Origin of the sequence: Hymenobacter setariae, from assembly GCF_007713685.1 — a bacterium.
GTDB lineage: Bacteria > Bacteroidota > Bacteroidia > Cytophagales > Hymenobacteraceae > Hymenobacter > Hymenobacter setariae.
This window is the reverse complement of the sequence record NZ_VMRJ01000003.1, coordinates 213,679-234,202: the sequence shown is the minus strand read 5'-3', so window position 1 is coordinate 234,202 and position 20,524 is coordinate 213,679. Positions and strand designations below refer to the sequence as shown.

Sequence of the window (20,524 nt, the reverse complement as noted above, 5' to 3'; positions counted from 1 at the left end):
TGGCGCTACTAAAAAAAAGCTCGGCTTCGGCCGGGCTTTTTTTAGGCCCGTATGCAAGCGGGCTATGTCTCCTTCCGCGCCCCTCCCCCGCCCCGATGCCGCGCTGCTCGCTCTGCGCCCTCACGTAGATGGCCAGCCACCCGCCATTCCTACGCCTACTACCGTCGCCGATTTTCAGCATCAAGTGCTGCGCCCGCTGCTCAAGCTACAGCACTCAGTGCTGCTGGCCACCGTGACGGATGTGGCTCTCGATTACCGCCTGCCCCTAGGTGCCCCCGAGGCCACCCTGCGCCTCGCCCTCACCGAACTGCTCACGCGCAACGTGCGCCTGCGCGCTACCCTTACGGGCCTCGTTAGCGGCCTTTTCACTCAGGAGGAGCTGGCCTTCTACCGCCAACACCGCAACGAGCTGAACCGCCGCCTGCTCGACCTAGCGCAGCAGCGAGTGCTGAGTAGCCTAGCTGAGCTACCCGCTGGCCCCAATAAATAGTATACACTCCTACCTAGGAACGCAAAAAACCCCACCGAGCAATATAGCTCAGTGGGGTTTTGGTTCTTACGCTTACTACCTAGGGGCCTAGTCGTAGCGCGAATCGCGCAGCTGCACCGGAACAGCCTTCGACTTCTTGCGCAGGCGCATGTTCAGCAGCTCCACTATCAGGGAGAAGGCCATTGCGAAGTAGAGGTAGCCTTTTTCAATCTCCTTATGGGCGGCCTCCATTACTAGCATAAAGCCAATCATGATGAGGAACGAAAGCGCCAACATCTTGATAGTGGGGTTTTTATTTACGAAGTTGGCTACCACCCCGCTGAAGGCCAGCATCACACCCATGGCGCAGATAACGGCGGCTATCATCACCAGCACGTTGTCGACCAAACCCACGGCTGTGAGGATAGAGTCGAAGCTAAACACGATATCGATGATGATGATTTGCAAAATTATTTGGGGCAGTGTGGCCTTGCCTTTGCCGGCCGCATTTTCATCTTCTTCCTCACCTTGCAGCTTGGTATGAATCTCGGTGGTGCTCTTGTACATCAAAAACAAGCCGCCCGTTAGCAAAATCAGGTCGCGCCCGCTCACTGGGAAGGGCTCGTCGAGCCACGGCAGCGGCAGGGTAAACAGCGCCGAGCGCAGCCCCACTATCCAAGAAATACTCAGCAGCAGGCCAATGCGAAACAGCAGTGCCAGTAGCAAGCCGATGGTGCGCCCCCGCGTTTGCTGGTCTTCGGGCAGGCGGTTGACCGTAATGGAAATAAAGATGATGTTGTCAATCCCCAGCACGATTTCCATCAGCGTGAGGGTCAGCAAGCTAACCCAAGCTGCGGCGTGGGTGAAAGCGGAAAAATCGTACATTATCGCAGATTTAGCGGATTTAACGGATTGCGCAGATACGCCCGCTGCGCGGGCTGGCTAACACGCTACGCCACGTTGGTGAATAAATGAAAATATATATTAAACAAGCACTTAGCTGCTTGCGCTTCGCAACCAGCTAGCAATACTTGCAAAAACGGCTAACGCTCGCGTAGTCAGTCCCGCGCCCCGGGGCATATCTGCGCAATCCGCCAAACCCATTAAATCTGCGGTCTATTTCATGTTGACAAACTGCAGTGGCTGGCCATTATCCGTGCGGCGCAGCAAGGCAATAACAGCTTGTAAGTCGTCTATTTTCTTGCTGGTCACCCGAATCTGGTCGTCCTGCATTTGGGCTTCGACCTTAATCTTGCTGTCCTTAATCGTCTTGATGATTTTGCGGCCCGCTTCTTTGTCTACTCCAGCGCGCACTTTTATCGTTTTCTTTACTAGGTTACCGCTGGGCTGCTCCTCGGCCGTAAAGTCGAGCGCGGTGCCATCAATGCCTTGCTTCACTACGCGGGCCAACAAGATGTCTTCCAACGCCTTAATGCGCATCGAATTTTCGGAGCTGAGCAAAATGGTGTTGCCTTTTTTGTCTAGCTCCATGCCCCCTTTGGTGTCGCGGAGGTCGTAGCGGGTGGCTAGCTCTTTCTTGGCCGTGTTCACGGCGTTTTCCAGCGTTTGGGGGTCTACTTTGCTGACGATGTCGAAGGAAGGCATGACGATAACTGAAGAAGCACGCAGCCACCTGAGCAGCTACATGAATTTTGGGTAAAGGTAAGTGGGTTTAGCCTGGTCCGGCATACCTGCTAGTTTCCGGCCGATAGGCTTTTTACGTTAGTTTGCGTTCCGATGTCGATTCAACCTTTCCCCGAATGGCCCGCCCTGGTAGCGGGCTACAACCGCATCAATGCCTATGGTCAAGCCAACGGCATGATACTGAGCGTACCAGCACCCGGCCAGGCCGAATACCGCATGGTCATTCAACCCGAGCACCTTTCATCGCCGGGGGTGGCACACGGCGGCGTGCTGGCTGGCCTCATGGATGCCGTGCTCGGCGCCGCAGCCCTCACGCTGGCCTTCACCACAGGCGAACTTGTATCGACGGTCGAGTTCAAAATCAACTTCTTGCATCCCGTGCGCCTCGGCGACGAACTGCGCGCCACCGCCCAAGTCGACCACGCGGGCAAGTCGCTTGTGGTGTGCAGCGGCACCATCTACCGCCAGGCAGCCGGTAAGCCGGGCGAAACAGCCGTAGCCCAGGGCCTAGGTACCTTCAACCGCTACCCGGCCGGCAAACGCCTCGGCGAGCTAGGTTCTATGCTGCCCTAGGGCCTGCCTGCTGCCAATACAAAGGCCCGAGGCTTGCGCCCCGGGCCTTTGTGTAGCTTGCAAGAAGTAGCCTGCGCTAGAGGGTGGCGCTGAGGGCCTGGCCTACAGAAGCAGGCTCATAGTCAGCATCTTCGTCGCCAGTCAGGTTAGGAGCGGCTACTTTGCGCACGTTGCGAGCGCAGTCTTCGTCGCGGTGGTTGCGGCCCACCGTAAACTCCACCCAGTCGCCTTCGCGCAGGTCGTTGAAATCGCCTTCCGAAAGGTCAGCGTAGGAGAAGAACAGGTTATTGGGCGGCATTACCACGAAGCCAAAGCCGTTCTTCAAATTCTTGATGGTGCTGATGCCTACAGTGCCTACTGGGCCAGCTGCAGTAGGGCCGCTGGTGCGAATGACGCGCGGTGCAGTAGAGGGGGTAGCGGCCGCAGGGGCAGCGCTGGTGCCGGGGGCAGCCGCAGGGGCCGGCGTCGGGGCACCGTTGTAGCTAAAGCCAGCCGTGGAGGGCGCAAAGGCAGCGGGCTCGCTCTGCGTCACAAACATGTTCTCCACTACCTCGTCTTGCTCTTGCAAGCCGCGGTCGATGACGGCGTGCATGGCCACTGGGTAGGTAGCTTGCTCCAGCAGGTGCTGCGAGGCACGCGTTACGCGGGTTTCGCCTTTGAAATCTTCGTATTTGAAATCCCAGTTCAGCAGCATCACGCGGGTACCCACGGTGTTGAGCTTGCGAATGAGAGGCACGTAGTCCGAGTCGCCGGCGATAAGCACTACTACATCAAGGGTCTTGTGCAGCGCCATCTCGAGGGCTTCGAGGCTCAGCCACACGTCGATACCTTTTTCCTGAAGCCGACCGTCGCGGGTTTTGAGGGGCATGTAATGCGTGCACACCCCTAGGTTCATCAAAATATCGTCGAGCAGGCGGTCATGGAACAAACGGTCCTTGTCGCGGGCTTCAGTAGCCGAAAGGCGTCCCCGGAAGAAATGAGCAGTGGTTACTTGCGCCAAGCGCACATCAACATCTTCCTCCTCAGCTACTTGGTGGCGGATAAATTCGTGCAGGCCTTCGAGGCTAATGCGGGCCTTACGCTCGTGCTGAAAGTAATAATAATCGCTAATCTTAAGAAAATAATTGCCGTCGTAAAAAACGCCGACCCGGATGAGGGGACTGTTCATCTGGTTCATAAAAATTGGGGTATTAAGTGGGGGGTAGAGAGTTATTTATGTAGAGCGGATAGATTGGTTGACAGCTTCGAAACAGCGCAAGCAACTAACTATAAATCAGATAATAAGGACTAGCCTACAGTCAAAAAAAGACCGCACTGTATAGTTCACGTTAGATTACTTTCGCTCCAGCCGGCCACTCGTTCCAACGCGAAACTAATAGTTTGCCCCGATAACCGCAACTCTTCGGGCTTAAAACCCTAGGTGACCGACTACTAAGCCCAGTACCAACAGCCCATACCCTAGGCAAATAGCGGCTTCCATAACATTGCCAGATTTGGACCCGGTGCTCAGCAGCGGAATTTTAAAACTGAAGTCGGTAAGCGGCAGCAGCCAGCGCACGCCAGATTTTGTGAGCGTATCAGCCAATAAATGAGACACATATCCACCACCCGCAAAATAAGCTATCCCATGCCACCCTAGGCTACGGTTGGCTAAGTCACCGATATAGGTCCAAAGGGCGGCGGCCCAAATTGTATGTGTCCAAGAACGGTGGGAAGTGAATGGCGCCAGCGCGATAAAAGTACCGAGCAGGCTTAGCCATAAAAATTGTGTATATAGTCCTATCAAGACGGTGCCCAGTCCTGTGAATAGCAAGGCTAGGCGCCGGGCTGAGCCGCCTTGCAAAGCCACGCCTATCAGCCCAAAGGCCAGCGCGGCGGTGTAGCTCAGGCGCTGGTCGGGGCCAGGCCGCAGTTGGAAGTAGGCGTAGGCGGCCAGGGCCAGCGCTACACCACCAAAAGCCCAGCGTACGTAGCCCTGCGTGAAGCCTAGGCGCTTGCTCAGGCGGCTTTCAGGATGGTCGAGGTCGGGGGCGAGAGCCGAGAAGCCTGCTAGGGCGATACCGGGCAGCGAGAAGGGAATGCCGGGCACGAGGCCCGCAATGGCCACGCCCGTAATAAGGCCAATGGCCAAGTGAGCAGAACCGCGCAACTAATTAATTTTATACGATTTATAATTTATATAAGAGACTCTTTATGAGCCGAGATGCCTAGCTTATGAGGCGGTTAACCCGCTTAGCGTTTGCTACTCGTAGCGATAGTTTAACTTCTGCTTTCTACGTCCTTACTGCGGCAGCTTAGTTAGCCTACTCGTTTGCTAAGAGATTGTGATTTTAAGCGCATTTTGGGCATTTCACCGAAAGATTAGGACACTACTTTGGGCGAATTGCGGTTAGAAAAGGTAGCCATTACTAATAATTTTGGTCTAAGGTACGGCAGAAACCTTCGGGCTGCCGTAGCAGTATTCTCGCAGTTGCCCGGCCGGAATAGCCCCCAGCCGGGCTAGCCGTTTTTAGTTGTTTGATAGCCCTATCCTGTGCAAGTAGCTGATTTTCTTCGCTTATATCGCCTCGACGCTGAATTACAAACCCTCAGCGCTCGCTTGCTGGCCGCCTACAAGCCCGCCGATGCCACCCGCCCGGCCGACGACGCGGCCCGGGGCAGCGAGCTACGCCTGCACTTGCGCGGCTTGGTCGGTTCGCAAGACGCGGTAGTGGTAGCCGCTGCGGCCCACCACGCCCACCCCAACGTGTTCATCTTGCACGACAAGGACGAGGCGGCGCTCTTTATGGCCGACCTGCGCCACTTGCTGCCCGATGGGCCCGAGGCGTTGCTGTTCCCGAGCTCGTACAAGCGTCCGTATGAGTTTGATGAGACGGAAAATGCCAACGTGCTGATGCGGGCTGAAGTGCTCAACCAGCTCAATGCCAGCCGGCAGGCCAGTGTGGCGGCCCTAGGTACCGCACCGCTCATCGTGACCTATCCCGAGGCGCTGAGCGAGAAAGTAATTAATCGCCAAAGCTTGGTGCAGAATACGTTCACGGCTAAGGTGGGCGACAAGCTGGACGTGAATTTCTTAGGTGAGCTACTGGGGCAGTACGACTTCGAGAAGTCGGATTTTGTGTATGAGGCGGGGCAGTACGCAGTGCGCGGGGGCATTGTGGATGTGTTTAGCTATGCCAATGATTTGCCTTATCGCCTAGAACTGTTTGGCGACGAGATTGAGAGCATCCGCACATTTAACCCTGAGACGCAGCTATCGGTGGAGCCGCGCACGAGCGTGAGCATTATTCCGAACGTGCAGACGAAGCTCTTGCAAGAACGGCGCGAGTCATTTTTGGAGTTTTTGCCTCGCACGAGCTGCTTGTGGGTGAAGGACATGCGTCAGACGTTGGACATTGTGACTGAGCTTTTCGACAAAGCCGAGAGCAACTTCAAGCGCTTGCTGGAAGAGGCAGGCGGCATGCAGATTGTCTCGAAGCCCAGCGACTTATTTGAGGCGGGCAAAAGCCTGAAGAAGTGCCTTGACGAGTATGCTATTGTGGAATTTGGCAAGCGGTTTTACTTCAAAAACGCTCAGGAATTCCAGTTTACAGCTAAGCCGCAGCCGAGCTTCAACAAGGATTTTGAGCGGCTGCTGAAGAATATTCGGGAAAATAAAGTCCGCGATTACACTACCGTTATCGCGGCTGATTCAGTGCGGCAGGCCGACCGGCTGCGCACCATTTTTGACGAGCTAGACCCCAACGTGCAGTTTCAGCACTTGCTGATTGCCTTGCGCGAAGGCTACGTGGATGAGCAGCTGGGTCTGGCCGTGTACACTGACCACCAGCTGTTTGAACGCTACTACCGGGCACAGGAAACGCGTAAATTCTCGAAGAAGAAGGCGCTGACCTTGCGCGAGCTTAAGACCTTGCAGCCCGGCGACTACGTGACGCACCAGGACTACGGCATTGCGCGCTTTGCGGGGCTGACGCAGATTGAGATTGGCGGTCATGTGCAAGAGGCCATCCGGCTGGTGTACCGCGACGACGACGTGCTGACGGTGAGCATTCACGCGCTGCATAAGATTGCGAAGTACAGCGGCGCGGAAGGCTCTCCACCTACCATGAGCAAGCTGGGCTCGCCGGAGTGGGAAAACAAGAAAAAGTCGGTTAAGAAGAAGGTCAAGGACATTGCGGCCGACCTTATCCGGCTGTATGCCAAGCGCAAGAGTGCGCCGGGCTTCGCATTTCCGAAAGACGATTTCTTGCAGGCCGAGTTGGAGTCGAGCTTCATTTACGAAGACACACCCGACCAAGCCAAAGCTACCGAAGACGTGAAGCAGGACATGCAGCAGCCCCACCCCATGGACCGGCTGGTGTGCGGCGACGTGGGCTTTGGCAAGACGGAAGTAGCTATTCGGGCGGCGTTTAAGGCGGCGGCGGGCGGCAAGCAGGTGGCAGTGCTAGTGCCCACAACCATTCTGGCGATGCAGCACTACAAAACCTTCCGCGACCGCCTGGCCAACTTGCCGGTGACGGTGGAGTACATCAACCGCTTCAAAACGGCCAAGCAGGTAAAGGAGACGATGGAACGCGTGTCGGCGGGCAAAACTGATATTCTCATCGGCACGCACGCGCTTACCAACAAGAAGTTGCAATTCAAGGACCTAGGGCTCTTGATTATTGACGAAGAGCAGAAGTTCGGTGTGAAAACCAAGGACAAGCTCAAAGAAATCAAGGTGAACGTAGATACGCTTACGCTGTCGGCTACTCCGATACCGCGCACGCTGCACTTCTCCCTGATGGGCGCCCGCGACCTGAGCGTGATTGCCACACCGCCGCCCAACCGCCAGCCGGTGCAGACCGAGCTGCACGTGTTTGACGAAATCATTGTGCGCGATGCCATTGCGCGGGAGCTGAAGCGCGGCGGGCAGGCCTTTTTCGTGCATAATCGCATCTCCGACATCGTAGAGATGGCTGCCACCATTGTGCGGCTGGTGCCCAATGCCCGCGTAACCGTGGCCCACGGCCAAATGGAAGGCGAAGAGCTGGAAAAACGCATGATGAAGTTTGTGGAAGGCGAGTATGACGTGCTGGTTTCGACGAACATCATCGAAAGCGGGCTGGATATCCCGAATGCTAACACCATCATTATCAACCGGGCGCACCTTACTGGCCTCAGCGACTTGCACCAAATGCGCGGCCGCGTGGGCCGCTCGAACCGCAAGGCCTATTGCTACCTACTAACGCCGCCCGTAGCCAACCTGCCCGCCGACGCTCGCAAGCGCCTCAACACCTTGGAGGAGTTTTCGGACCTAGGAGCCGGCTTCAACGTGGCCATGCGCGACCTCGACATCCGGGGTGCGGGCAACCTATTAGGCGGCGAGCAGTCGGGCTTTATCAACGACCTAGGGTACGAGGCGTATCACCAAGTGCTTGACGAGGCCGTGCAAGAATTGAAGGAAACTGAGTTCCGCGACTTGTTTTTGGGCGAGGGCATGGGTGGCACCAGCCAGCAGCGCCTTCAGGTGGCCGCTGGCGCCCTCAATAGCGGGCCTAAGGAAACGCAAATTGAGACGGACCTGCCGGTGCTCATTCCGGACACGTACGTGAACAACGTGTCGGAGCGCTTGCAGCTGTACGCCAAGCTCGACCGCGCCCAGAAGCCTGAGGAGTTGGCCAAGCTGGTGGCCAGCATGACCGACCGTTTTGGCCCGCTGCCCGAGCAGGTGCAGGTGCTGGTAGATGTGGTAAAGCTGCGCTGGCTCGCCAGCAAGCTGGGCATGGAGAAAGTGACTCTGAAGCGCGATACGTTGCGCGCCTACCTGCCAGCCGGCCCGGGCACCGAGGCCTACTTCCAGGGCGAGAAGTTTGGGCGCATTCTCAACTTCGTGCAGACCCACCCGCGCACGGCCCGCATGAAGGAGCAAAAAGACAAGCTGCAGGTGAGCATCGACGGCATCCGGAGCGTGCAAATGGCTCAGCAGCTGTTAGTAGAGCTGGGCGCCGAAGAGGCTGTGGCCGCCTAGGTTGCCCCCACTACTGCCTACAAGCAAAAGCCCTCCTCCGCAGTGCGGAGGAGGGCTTTTGTTATTTAAAACCGTAAGCCTACCGCTTAGGAGCTACGTAGATGGTGCCGGTGCCACGACCCGGCTCGCCGGTGAGGGTGAGCCCCTCGGCAGTGGCTTGGTAATTGCCGCTACCATCGGCGGTGTAGAAGGTAAATTCAGCCTCGCCTTTGGAATCCGTTTGCAGGCTGGGGTTCCAGTAAATGGTGAGGCGACGGGGGTCCGACTCGGGGGCATTGAGCACGGGCGCGCCGTAGCGGGGGCGGTAAAACTCGCGGGCATCATAGTACCCTGGTAGTTTCACGACTAATAGCCCAGAATTGGTGTTAGTACCTGGCCCAGTGGGAGCTTTATAGTTCTTGTTGGCGCGCTTGGTGTAGATGGCAATAGCCCCACCACTGCCGCCAAAGATGGCAGCTTCGTTGCCCTTGAACACTTCTACAGCCTCTACATCGGTCGAGTTAATCGTATTTATGACATCAGCCTCTACCCGCTGGCCATCCAGAATAAATAGGGGCGTACCCGAGTTACGAATCTGAACGCTCTGGTTGGGCGGGCTGCCACTGATGGTGAGGCCCGCCACCCGGCCTTGCAAGAGCGAGAAAATCGGAATACCCGACTGCGCGGCCGGCATATCGGCAAAGTTGATGACTGTGTTGGCGACCACACCCGGAATCAGGCGGCGGGTATCGTTGGCCGGAATTACACTGCGCTCGCGCTGGCCAGTCACGGCTACGTCGGCCAGGCGCACATTGCGCAGGCCATCGTCGGGCATGTTTTGGAGCTCGGTCACGCGCTGCTGGCGGCTACGCTTGAGGTAGTCGGCTACGGCGGGCGTGGGGGTCGCAATATTGGGCAGGCCCGGCAGGGGTATGCCCGTGGTGGGGGCCCCTAGGTCGGGGCGTACGGTAACATTGGTGCCGCCGCTAGTGCGCCGCCCTTGCAGTGTCACCACGGCCGTGTCTTTGCCATCGAAGCCGACGAAGCTAAAGCGGCCTTGTGCATCGGTGGTGCCGGTGAGGACCTGCCGCACTGGCTTGCTTTCAATAAACGTGAGTTGGCTATTCGGAATGGGGTTGTGGCCCATGCCCGTGACCACTCCGCGCAGAGCTAGCGCCTGCTCGTTCTCATACTGAGGCGCAGGCGTAGGGCCAGCTAGCAGGTCCTTCCACACAAAGCGGCGCCAGCCTTGGGTAAGCAGCAGGTCGTCGAGGGCGCGGGCGGTTTCGGAGGTAGGGTTATTGAAGTAGTAGCCAGGCGCCTCCACGTAGCCAGCCAGGTCGGAGGTCAGCAGCAAGTTGGAGGCAATGTTGTCGGCGGTGGGGTCGAGGGTGGCAGCGCCCTGCTCGGCCACAGCCACCGAAAAGCGCGTGGTTACGGGCTGGCCGCTGGCGTCGGTCACCTGGGCTTTCATGAGTACGCGCTCGTGAATACCGTAGGCAGCTTTGTCGGCCGTGAGGGTGATGCGTAGCGCGGCCGGGCCATTCTGCACAAAAGCCAGGCGCTCGGCCTGAGGCTGGCTTTGGGCATTGAAAAGGGTGAAGTGCGCAATACCGCTCGGGTACTTCGACTTCAGCACGTGCCAGCTCACGGGCTTGCCGTCGGAAGAAAGCGGGCGCGGGGCCAACCCAATGATGTAGCCGCGCACCTCGGTGAGCAGCAGCGCCGGGCCGGGCGGGGTGGTGCCCTGGTAGCGCGCTTCTACATCAAAGGCATCGCCGCTATCTACCACGTGCAGAGAGTAGCCGCTGGGCTGCACGGCGGGCAACGGGTAGTCGGCAGTGGTGCCATCGGCCAAGGTCACGCGGGCGTGGTAGCGCTGGCCGGCAGCGGGTGTAAAACTGAAGCGGCCCATGCCTAGGTGCTGGCTTTTGAAGGCCGCGCCCACGGGTTTATTTTGAGTGTCAAGCAGCTGTCCACTAATGGTGGCGCCGCGCCCAGTGGCCGCCTGCGCCTTAAACCCCACCACCGCCGGCAGCCCCACCACTAGGTTGCCACCTTCGGGGAAGAACTGCACATCGACCTTGCCAGTTACTGTTTTTTGGGCAGCGGCGGGCCGGGTAGTAACGGCCGGGGCTGCGCCCCCACCGGCAACGTCTTTGGGTGCGGCAGGCCACACTTGCAGTTGGCGCTGATAAAAGAAATTCGGCCCCTGGTTGCGCATCCAATTGGTGTAGGCCCGCAGCAAGTAGGTGCCAGCCCGCAGCGTATCATCGAGCTCAATGTCGCCATTGGTGAGGCCGCCGGGTGCCACGCGCAGCGTGCGGCGGGCCACCAACTGGCGCTGCGGCGAGAGTAGCTCTACATACAAAATCTTACTCAGCGAGTCGGGCCGATGGCGCAGGGCATCTACTAGGTAGGCATTAAACCAGATGGTTTCGCCAGTGCCGTACACTGGGCGGTCGAGGTGCAGGTACACCTTCTCGGGCTTAACGGTGGCATAGAACGTGGCCACGCGCTCGGCCAGCACTCGCACGGGGTTATCGTCGAGGGGTAGGCGGAAGGCCGCCAGGCCACCTAGGGCCAGCAGCGGCGCCAGCCAGCGCGCCGCCCGGGCTGCACCTCGTTTTTTTATAGTAGGGAAAAACCTCATCATAACTAAAAGCCAAAAGCGAAGCCACGTAGAAAACGCCCCGCCACCCAAAGCAAGCATACACTCGCTCGCGTGGCGAAGCTATGAAGCAGAACCCGCTTGCCGGCACGGGCCTAACTGAAAGTGGCTCGCTGCGAATAGCAACGAGCCACACAGGGTACCTAGGGTGCCGTAACTCAAATTTTATAGCCAGTCGGGTCGGCGGGCGGTCGTTAGTCGCAGCCGTCGGGGCCGCAGGCGGGGCCATCGACTAGCATGGTGGGTTGGGCTTTGGGGTGGGCTTCGTCCCAGACCTTGGCCAGCACTTCGGCAAATACCTCGCTGGGCTGGGCGCCCGACACGGCGTATTTGTCATCAAACACGAAGAACGGCACGCCACGCACGCCTATTTGCTGGGCCTCGTACTCGTCGCGGCGCACCTCGTTAGCGTAGGTACCGGCCTCCAGGGCCTGGCGCGCGGCGTCGGCATCGAGGCCGATTTCGGCGGCCAGCTTCACCAAGTTGTCGATGGTATTGATATCCTGGCCTTCGAGATAATAAGCTGCAAAGAGGCGCTCCTTCATGGCGCCTTGCTGGCCTTGGTGGGCAGCAAAGTGAATGAGCTGGTGCGCCAGGAAGGTATTGGCCGGAATGGTCTTGTCGAAGTCGTAATTCAGGCCTACTTCTTTGGCAATCAACGTCATTTGGTCACCCATACGGCGGCCTTCGGCTTCCGACACACCTTTCTTCTTAGCCAGCGAGGCGTGGATACTTTCACCGGGCACGGGCACAAAGTCAGGCGTGAGCTGGAAGCTCTTCCACTCCACCTGCACATCGGCTTGGTGGCCAAACTGACCTAGGGCATTCTCAAACTTGCGCTTGCCCACGTAGCAGAAGGGGCACACCACGTCGGACCAGATTTCAACTTTCATAAGGGTAGGAGCTGGGGAAATAACTGAAAAAACACGAAGCCGCGGGGGCGGCGAAATGTTTGCTTTTCACCTGCCTTAACACGCAGCTACCGCTCAGCGTTCGGGCCCGCGGCCACTGACCAGGGCGCAACCTTCAACCTAGCCAGCCGGTAAGCCTAGGTAGCAATTTTCTTTCAAGAACTTACTTAACTCATGGAATATCAGAAATTAGGCTCCTCCGATGTTAGCGTTTCGCGCATCACCTTTGGTAGCTGGGCCGCTGGCGGCTGGATGTGGGGCGGCACCGAGCAAAACGACGCGGTGGGCGCCATTCACGCCGCCTACGACCTAGGCGTGACCAGTATCGACACGGCCCCCATCTACGGCATGGGTTTGAGCGAGCAGATTGTGGGCGAGGCTATCAAGAGCCTGCCTCGCGATAAGGTACAAGTACTCACCAAGTTTGGCATGCGCTGGGACGATAGCAAAGGTGACTTTGCTATGAAGACCAAGAACAACGATGGCCAGGACGTGGACGTGTACAAGTATGCCAGCCGCGACAGCATCATCAAGGAGTGCGAGGACAGCCTCAAGCGCCTAGGTACCGATTACATTGACCTCTACCAGCAGCACTGGCCCGACGTGACCACCCCCATCGCCGAAACGATGGAAGCCGTGCAGCGCCTCATCGAGCAGGGCAAGGTGCGCGCCGCGGGCGTCAGCAACTACTCGGTGGCCCAAATGGAGGAAGCCGAGAAAACTATTAAGCTGGCCAGCAACCAAGTACCCTACAGCATGTTGCGCCGCGACATCGAAAAGGACGTGGTGCCCTACACGCAGCAGCACGACCTAGGCATTTTGGTGTACAGCCCCTTGCAACTGGGCCTACTCACCGGCAAGATGAAGCCCGGCCAACACTTCGACGCCAGCGACCTGCGCAGCACCAACCGCTTGTTCAAGCCCGAGGCCGTAACGGCCGTAAACGACTTCCTGAACAAGCTGCGCCCGATGGCCGAGAGCAAAAACGCCACCCTAGGGCAGCTCGTGCTGCGCTGGACACTGGCGCAACCCGGTATCACGGTGGCGCTGGTGGGTGCCCGCAACCCCGAGCAAGCCACCCAAAACGCCAAGGCGATGGACGTGCAGCTGAGCTTTGAGGAAGTTGATTTTATCAACAAGCAACTGGCGAGCTTGCAGTTGCCGGGCTAAACTAATGGCTTTCTAAGAACGGCTGTCATGCTGAGTTTGCGAAGCATCTTCTTACGTCAAGGGCAGTAACCCAACGTGAGAAAATGCTTCGCAAACTCAGCATGACAGCCGTTTTAGGTGTTTGGCGAGGAGGCGTTTCTATTTTTGCCCCATGCCCCTGCCCTACCGCCGCCTCGTTGTTAAAATCGGTTCTAACGTCCTCACCCAAGCCAATGGCCTGCCCGATGAGGACCGCATGGCCCAGCTGGTGAACCAGATAGTGGGCCTGAAAAGCCAGCGCTGCGAGGTCATTTTAGTATCGTCGGGCGCGGTGGCGGCGGGTCGCAGCCTCATCACGCTGCCGCCTAAAGCTGATGCTGTGCGCAGCCGCCAGCTGCTGGCCGCCGTGGGCCAGGTAAAGCTGCTGAGCCTCTATGCCGCGCTACTGGCCCCGCACGGGCTACTAGGCGCGCAGGTACTGGTGACCAAGGAGGACTTTCGCGACCGCCAGCACTACCAGAACATGCAGAACTGCTTTCAGGAGCTGTTGCAGCAAAATGTCATTCCCATTGTAAATGAGAATGATGTAATTTCGGTCACCGAGCTCATGTTTACCGATAACGATGAGCTGGCAGGATTAGTAGCGAGTATGCTAAATGCCGACGCGCTGCTCATTTTGAGCAACGTGGATGGCATTTTTGACGGCGACCCGTCGCGGCCGGGGGCGCAGGTTATTCGGCACATTGCGCCGGCCGACACGGGCTTTGCCGAGTTTGTGACGGCTACGCGCTCGCAGTTTGGGCGTGGCGGCATGCTCACCAAGTGCTCCATTGCGCACAAGGTGGCCCGCCTAGGTATCAGCGTGCACATTGCCAACGGTAAAACGCCCGACATTCTGCCCGGCATCTTGGCCGAAACGGCCATCAGCACTTGGTTTCAGCCCAGCAAGCGTGCCTCGGGCACTAAGAAGTGGCTGGCCCACGCCCAAACTGCCCAAGCTACTGTGCACGTAAACTCCGGCGCCCGCGCCGCCCTGCTGACTTCTGGTCAAGCTACCAGTCTGCTGCCGGTTGGTGTAGTACGCATTGATGGCGATTTCCAAAAAGGCGACCTCGTGCGCCTAGTCGATGAACAGAATCATGCCCTAGGGTTCGGCCTAGCCGAGTACGGCGCCGACAAGGCCCGCGAGCGGCTGGGCCAGCATGGCCAGCGCCCGCTGGTGCACTACGATTATCTCTTTCTGACTGCCGAGGGCTAGCCACCAGAGTTGACCTGCTGGGCCAGAAAATCAGTCAGTAAGCCGACCTAAGGCGCGGGGTTAGGCAGCAGCGCCGTACTTTGTGAAGCGCTTGTTTCATCGCCTCATGACTGATTATTCTGCCTTTTTCGATGCTACGCAGCAAGCTAGCCGTGCCTTAGTGGCCGTAGCACCCGCTACCATCGATGCCGTGCTGCGCGACCTAGCCGACGCCACGGTGGCGCATACCGACTTTTTGCTGGCCGAGAACGCCAAGGACTTGGCGCGTATGCCCGCCACCGACCCACGCCACGACCGCCTGCGCCTCACGCCCGAGCGCCTGCAAGGCATGGCTCAAGACCTGCGCAACGTAGCCGGCCTGCCCTCGCCCCTAGGTGCCACCCTCAGCGAACAAACGCTACCCAACGGCTTGCAGCTGACCAAGGTGCGCGTGCCACTCGGCGTGGTGGGCATCATCTACGAGGCGCGGCCCAACGTGACGTTTGACAGCCTGGCGCTGTGCCTCAAAACCGGTAACGCCTGCCTGCTCAAGGGCGGCTCCGATGCCGCCGACTCTAATGCTGCGCTGCTAGCGGTAGCGGGGCCAGTGCTGGCGCAGCACGGCGTGCCGCTGGCCGCCGTGACCCTACTGCCACCCGAGCGCGCCGCTACCGAGGCCCTTCTCACGGCGGTGGGCTACGTCGATGTGGTCATTCCGCGGGGCAGCCAGGGGCTCATTGACTTCGTGCGCAAGAATGCGCGGGTGCCAGTTATCGAAACCGGGGCCGGCGTGGTCCACACGTACTTCGACGAAACTGGTGACCTAGGCAAGGGCCGCGCCATTGTAGCCAACGCCAAAACCCGCCGCGTGAGCGTGTGCAACTCGCTTGATTGCTTGCTCCTGCATGAGAGCCGCCTGGCTGACCTACCGGCCCTGCTGGCACCGCTGATTGAGGCGCAGGTGCAGGTTTTTGCCGATGCACCGGCCTATGCTGCGCTCAGCGGCGCCTATCCCGCCGAGCTGCTGGCCGAGGCCACCGAGGCGCATTTTGGCACCGAGTTTTTAGATTACAAGCTAGCCGTAAAGACCGTGCCCGACCTAAGCGCGGCGCTCGACCACATTGCCCGCCACGGCTCGCGCCACAGCGAGGCCATTGTGAGCGAAGACGAGGCGCACATCGACCAGTTTTTGCGGCTGGTCGATGCCGCAGCCGTGTACGCCAATGCCTCCACGGCCTTCACCGATGGGGCGCAGTTTGGCTTAGGTGCCGAAATTGGCATCAGCACTCAGAAGCTGCACGCCCGCGGTCCCATGGGCCTGGCCGAGCTCACCAGCTACAAGTGGCTGGTGCGCGGCCAAGGGCAGGTGCGGCAAGGCTAAGCAACCTAGGAAGACAACTCAGGCTCATTTGCTCATGAAACTGCTATTGTACTTGCTACTCAGCCTGGCGGCGCTACCGGCCCTGGCCCAGCGCCCCCCCGACCGGCGCTTGCAGCACGAGCTGGATAGCATTCGGGGCGAAGACCTACGGTATCGCAAGCTCATGGCTCGATTTCGGAAGGGCAAGGCCGACTCGCTGGCGACCGTGTTGCAGGTGCCAAAGGCACAGGTGTCTAGCTACGTGCTGGCCGCTATGCACCGCACCGACAGCACCAACCTGCGCCGCGTGGAAGACATCATTTGGCGCTATGGCTACCCAGGCAAGAGCCTGGTGGGCAGCCCTACTAACGAAGCTGCATGGGCGGTGCTGCAACACTCTGACAAGATTCCGCAGTACCTCATTTGGGTGCAGGGTGCCGCCGAAGCCGGCGAAATTCCCTACCCTCTCTACGCCCAGATGCTCGACCGCAAGCTCATGGACGACGGCCAGGAGCAAGTGTACGGCACCCAAACCACTGGCTACACCGTGCTCGACCACGCCACTGGCCGGCAGCATACCATTGCCTTCGTGTGGCCCATCCAAGACTTAGCGCACGTAGACAAGCGCCGGCGCCAAGCGGGCTTCACCACCACACTGGCACAGAGCGCCGCAGCCAAGGGCTTCCCGGCCCAGCCCGCTACCCTTGAGTATGCCCTTTGGCTTCAGCAGGAAGCCGCGCAGCTGGCTGCACAGCTTCGTTAATTAGCAGTAGTATGAGTACTAACACCTTGCCCTCTGCTACTTTCCGGGCACTGCTCGAAGCTGGTGGCCCTAGCTTCATGCCTACGCAGATACTTGTGGTGCCCGAGGCGGCGTGGCTGGCCGTAGGCGGCAAGGCCACCAAGCGCGTGGTAGCCACCCTCAATGGCCACGCCGTGCGCCTGGGTTTGCTGCCGCTGGAGGGCGGCGGGCGCTACCTCATGCTGCGCAAAGATTTGTGCCAGCAGCTAGGCATTGCCATTGGGCAAGACGTAGACGTGAGCCTGACGCCCGACCCGGACCCGGACCACGTGGACCTTCCCGACGAGCTAGCCGAAGCCCTAGGTGCCTGGCCCGAGGCCGAAGCGGCGTTTGCGCGGCAGAATGGGGCCATGCGCCGGGCCATAGCCCGCAAAGTGGCCGATGCCAAGCGCCCCGAAACCCGTGCCCGCTACGCCGTAGAGCTGGCTGAGCGCCTAGCGCACGGCAGCCATCCCTTTCGGGCCTAAAAGTCGTTCCAGTCGTTGATAGTCACGACTTGGCCGGGCCCGGTCACCGTGAACTTGCACTCCTCGAAGCGCGGCGCCGAGAGGCGCGGCTTCACGTTGTTGGAGAAGGCAAAGGGCTCGGTAGGAATCCCTAGAAAGTTTTTGTCGAGCTTGTCGTTGTTGTTCAGGTCTTGCGACAAGGCCACAGCCCACTCGCCGGGTGCCAGCGCCACCGGAATCGACAGAGTGCTCTTGCCATCGGGCCGCACGACCATGCGAATGGCCATTTGCCCGTCTTTCAAGAACTTGTCGGGCGAGTTGTAGAAGTTCAGCTTCACAATGGAGCTGGTCGAGGCCAAGGATGATACCACCACCGTTACGGTTTCGGTAGCGGGGGCAGCGGGCGGGGCGGCCGGCACGGCAGACCCCAGCGCGAGGCTACCCAGCAGCAGCGAAACAAGCGGTAATGCGTTCATGAAGGGCAATTTAACAAGGCTAGAAGTTTCGTACTAACTTCCGCCCCCCTGCAATTCGTTCCGCCCACCGGGGCGGTTGTTGTCCCACTCTCCCCCACCCACCCACGCCCTAGGTCCTATGCAAGCTTATTTTCGGCGCTTCCAGCAAATTGCGGAGGCTGGCACCTACCACGAGCTATCTACTTTACCCGTTCCAAAGCCCGAATTTTTTAATTGGACGGCCGACATCCTAGAGGGCTTGCACGTGGCCACGCAACCCGCTAAAGCGGCCCTGGTGCTGGCCGACGACGCTGGCCACCAAGAAATAACTTACGCCGAGCTGGCCGCCCGCGCCAACCGCCTGCTCAACTTTTGGCGCGGGGCTGGCGTGCGCCCCCAAGAGGCCGTGCTACTGATGGTGCCCGTGTGCGCCGAGCTGTGGGACACTTACATGGCGGGCATCAAAGGCGGGCAGGTATTGATTCCGGCCGCCAGTATTCTCACCATCAAGGACCTAGAATATCGTTTTGGCCGCCTGCTGCCCGCCGTGGTAGTGGCCGACCTCGACAACGCCGCCAAAATCGACGCTGCCGAGCAGGCCCTAGGTCAGACCATTCGCCTCAAGATGCTGGTAGGCGGGCCGAGCGTGCAGCGCCCCGGCTGGGTAAGCTTTGCGGGCACCGCCGGGCTGCCCGCCCACGCCGAAGCTGCCCCCACTCGCGCCGACGACCCGCTGTTTTTGTTCTTCACCTCAGGCACCACAGGTCTGCCCAAGGTGGTGACGCATACGCACTTTTCGTATCCCGTAGGCCACCTCAGCACCGCCGCCTGGATAGGGCTGCGCCCCCAGGATAGGCACTGCAATATCTCGCAGTCGGGCTGGGCCAAGTTCGCCTGGAGTAGCTTCTTTGCGCCACTCAGCGTGGGGGCCACGCTGGTGGTGTACCAGGGCAGTGGGCGCTTTGCGGCCGAGCCGCTGCTGGCAGCGCTGGCGCGAGAGCAAGTCACCACATTTTGCGCGCCGCCCACGGTACTGCGCCTGCTGGTGCTAGGAGACCTAGGGAAGTATAAGTTCAGCTTTCGCGAGTGCGTAAGCGCAGGCGAACCGCTTAATCCCGAAGTGATTGAGGCGTGGCAGCGCGGCACGGGCCAGCTCATCCGCGACGGCTACGGGCAGTCGGAGAGCACGGCCATGGTTTACAACCTGCCCGGTGCCCCCGTGCGCCTAGGTAGCATGGGCCACCCCTCGTTTATGTACGATGTGGTGATAGCCGACGATGAGGGCCACCTCCTGCCCGACCTAGCCGAGGGCCACATTGCCGTGCGCACCGATACGGGCCGGCCCAACGGCTTATTCACCGGCTATTTTGGCGAGCCCGAGCGGGCGGCCAGCGTGTTTCGGCACGGCCTCTACTACACCGGCGACAAAGCCTACCGCGACCCTGACGGCTACCTCTGGTTTGTGGGCCGCGACGACGACGTTATTAAATCGAGCGACTACCGCATTGGGCCCTTCGAGGTCGAGAGCGTGCTCGTCGAGCACCCCGCCGTGGTAGAAGCCGCCGTGGTGGGCTCGCCTCATGCCATCAAAGGCCACGAAATCAAAGCTTTCGTCATCCTTCGCCCAGGTTTAGACTCATCGGCCGAGCTAGCGCAAGAACTATTTACTTACTGCCGCGAGCATCTCTCACCTTACAAAATGCCCCGCATCCTGGAGTTCGTGTCCGAGCTACCTAAGACCATTAGCGGTAAAATTCGGCGCGTAGAGTTGCGAGCGCAGGAAGCTCAGCAACGGCGCGGGGCCGCTGGCGCAAGTGAGTTCTTTTACGAGAAAGGCCGTGGTTAACTAGCAGCGGCCAACTAGCTCGTTAAGAATATCCTCCCTAATGAATGTTCGCTTATAAAAGTTAAGCGAATGCACTAGCTTGTACCCCTCCTTAAGCAATTTTTGCGATGATTTTTCAATGTTGCGAATTGCCAGAAACCGCGCAAACCCTCCCCGATGATGGAATTCGTCAAACTCTACTAATATAATTTTTACGTCTACTTTATTTACTAATACGTCTTCAATAACAGTGTATTCAGAGCCTTCAATCTCCAGCTTCAATAAGTCGAGTTGCGAGTGCCCTAGCTCGCGCATAATATTTACGAGTGTATCTACGGGGGCCTCTATATACTCTTCGGTCTTCTGTAGATTAGTAATGGAATGCCCGGCGTAGTTATCTCGGGCCGGCACATAGAACTTGACTTTCTTCTTCTCATTCCATACACCAGTTCCACAGTACTTTACGTCAGTAAGCGCTTCAGAACTTATCGTGTACGCGTACCCAGTTTTATCCCTATCAGCATAGAATTTCTTGCCTGCCTCTACACTCTTTACTAAATCAGTGAAATGAGCCAAGGCGTATGGCATAGGGTCAAACACAAATACCTGTGAGTTGAATTTGGACGCTAGCTCTGTATCCAAAGAGATATCTGTGCCGGCTCCTACACAATAGCACACCGAAGCGCTGGTTAAATAGCTAGCCGGAACGTGATAGCCGTGGTTGACTGAACCGAGATATATCAAATCCTTAAACGGAATTACTTGCCGCTGGGCTCTGCTGGCTAAAGCTGATTTAACTAGTGCTTTTAATGGGTTCATCAGTATCTATTTATATATCACGGCTGTGTATAAAAGGCCCTAGGTGCTATTCTAAGCAGCGCACAAAGGCAAAGGATTGCGCAGCGTTAGCTAGCTCACAGAAGCCTTGTTAGCAAAAACATTACATAATGCCACACAGGAAATAAGCCACTCAAAAGAGCAGCTTATACTGGA

General features: G+C 58.6%; 17 protein-coding genes. 9 read left to right on the top strand and 8 right to left on the bottom strand.

Features of this window, described 5'->3' with window-relative positions:
* Nucleotides 1-64: 64 nt before the first annotated feature.
* Nucleotides 65-490 carry a hypothetical protein gene (locus FNT36_RS12110; protein WP_144847926.1) on the top strand — a complete coding sequence of 142 codons (426 nt, stop codon included), beginning with the start codon at nt 65-67 and terminating at the stop codon, nt 488-490.
* An 87-nt stretch (nt 491-577) separates the two neighbouring features.
* Here FNT36_RS12110 and FNT36_RS12105 read toward each other — a convergent pair whose 3' ends face one another.
* Together FNT36_RS12105 and FNT36_RS12100 are read right to left on the bottom strand one after the other, a co-directional pair.
* Nucleotides 578-1,354: a TerC family protein gene (locus FNT36_RS12105; RefSeq protein ID WP_144847924.1), complete on the bottom strand. Its 777-nt coding sequence runs from the start codon at nt 1,352-1,354 to the stop codon at nt 578-580.
* 231 nt (nt 1,355-1,585) lie between these two features.
* The gene (locus FNT36_RS12100) at nt 1,586-2,074 is read right to left on the bottom strand and encodes a YajQ family cyclic di-GMP-binding protein (RefSeq protein ID WP_144847922.1); all 489 of its coding nucleotides are present in this window, start codon (nt 2,072-2,074) and stop codon (nt 1,586-1,588) included.
* Between the two features lie 132 nt (nt 2,075-2,206).
* On the opposite strand from FNT36_RS12100, the gene FNT36_RS12090 reads away from it, so the two are divergent.
* Nucleotides 2,207-2,686, top strand: a complete 480-nt coding sequence (locus FNT36_RS12090) for a PaaI family thioesterase (RefSeq protein ID WP_144847920.1) — start codon at nt 2,207-2,209, stop codon at nt 2,684-2,686.
* 76 nt (nt 2,687-2,762) lie between these two features.
* Here the strand turns inward: FNT36_RS12090 and FNT36_RS12085 are convergent, their stop codons facing one another.
* Nucleotides 2,763-3,863, bottom strand: coding sequence for an NYN domain-containing protein (locus FNT36_RS12085; RefSeq protein ID WP_144847918.1), 1,101 nt, complete (start codon nt 3,861-3,863; stop codon nt 2,763-2,765).
* A gap of 231 nt (nt 3,864-4,094) precedes the next feature.
* Nucleotides 4,095-4,835, bottom strand: coding sequence for a metal-dependent hydrolase (locus FNT36_RS12080; RefSeq protein ID WP_144847916.1), 741 nt, complete (start codon nt 4,833-4,835; stop codon nt 4,095-4,097).
* Between the two features lie 384 nt (nt 4,836-5,219).
* Here FNT36_RS12080 and mfd point away from each other — a divergent pair, with 384 nt between their 5' ends.
* Complete coding sequence (gene mfd / locus FNT36_RS12075; protein ID WP_144847913.1) at nt 5,220-8,696, top strand: transcription-repair coupling factor; 3,477 nt, start codon at nt 5,220-5,222, stop codon at nt 8,694-8,696.
* Nucleotides 8,697-8,775: 79 nt separating this feature from the next.
* On the opposite strand, the gene FNT36_RS12070 is transcribed toward mfd, so the two are convergent.
* Nucleotides 8,776-11,331, bottom strand: coding sequence for a TonB-dependent receptor plug domain-containing protein (locus tag FNT36_RS12070; RefSeq protein ID WP_233635866.1), 2,556 nt, complete (start codon nt 11,329-11,331; stop codon nt 8,776-8,778).
* Nucleotides 11,332-11,540: 209 nt separating this feature from the next.
* Nucleotides 11,541-12,239 (bottom strand): DsbA family oxidoreductase, encoded by a 699-nt coding sequence (locus FNT36_RS12065; protein ID WP_144847909.1) that lies wholly within the window; start codon nt 12,237-12,239, stop codon nt 11,541-11,543.
* A gap of 192 nt (nt 12,240-12,431) precedes the next feature.
* On the opposite strand from FNT36_RS12065, the gene FNT36_RS12060 reads away from it, so the two are divergent.
* From FNT36_RS12060 to FNT36_RS12040, 5 genes are all read left to right on the top strand, one after another.
* Nucleotides 12,432-13,427 carry an aldo/keto reductase gene (locus FNT36_RS12060; protein WP_144847907.1) on the top strand — a complete coding sequence of 332 codons (996 nt, stop codon included), beginning with the start codon at nt 12,432-12,434 and terminating at the stop codon, nt 13,425-13,427.
* 151 nt (nt 13,428-13,578) lie between these two features.
* The gene (gene proB, locus FNT36_RS12055) at nt 13,579-14,664 is read left to right on the top strand and encodes a glutamate 5-kinase (RefSeq protein ID WP_144847905.1); all 1,086 of its coding nucleotides are present in this window, start codon (nt 13,579-13,581) and stop codon (nt 14,662-14,664) included.
* Nucleotides 14,665-14,770: 106 nt separating this feature from the next.
* A complete protein-coding gene (locus FNT36_RS12050; protein ID WP_144847903.1) occupies nt 14,771-16,024 on the top strand; it encodes a glutamate-5-semialdehyde dehydrogenase in 1,254 nt (417 codons plus the stop codon).
* Between the two features lie 34 nt (nt 16,025-16,058).
* Complete coding sequence (locus tag FNT36_RS12045) at nt 16,059-16,766, top strand: DUF6624 domain-containing protein (RefSeq protein WP_144847901.1); 708 nt, start codon at nt 16,059-16,061, stop codon at nt 16,764-16,766.
* Nucleotides 16,767-16,777: 11 nt separating this feature from the next.
* Complete coding sequence (locus tag FNT36_RS12040) at nt 16,778-17,272, top strand: YdeI/OmpD-associated family protein (RefSeq protein WP_144847898.1); 495 nt, start codon at nt 16,778-16,780, stop codon at nt 17,270-17,272.
* Here FNT36_RS12040 and FNT36_RS12035 read toward each other — a convergent pair.
* A complete protein-coding gene (locus FNT36_RS12035) occupies nt 17,269-17,727 on the bottom strand; it encodes a DUF2141 domain-containing protein (RefSeq protein ID WP_144847896.1) in 459 nt (152 codons plus the stop codon). The genes FNT36_RS12040 and FNT36_RS12035 overlap by 4 nt on opposite strands.
* 79 nt (nt 17,728-17,806) lie before the next feature.
* On the opposite strand from FNT36_RS12035, the gene FNT36_RS12030 reads away from it, so the two are divergent.
* Nucleotides 17,807-19,552 (top strand): acyl-CoA synthetase, encoded by a 1,746-nt coding sequence (locus tag FNT36_RS12030; RefSeq protein WP_233635865.1) that lies wholly within the window; start codon nt 17,807-17,809, stop codon nt 19,550-19,552.
* Here the strand turns inward: FNT36_RS12030 and FNT36_RS12025 are convergent, their stop codons facing one another.
* Nucleotides 19,553-20,350: an FkbM family methyltransferase gene (locus tag FNT36_RS12025; protein WP_144847894.1), complete on the bottom strand. Its 798-nt coding sequence runs from the start codon at nt 20,348-20,350 to the stop codon at nt 19,553-19,555.
* Nucleotides 20,351-20,524 lie beyond the last annotated feature (174 nt).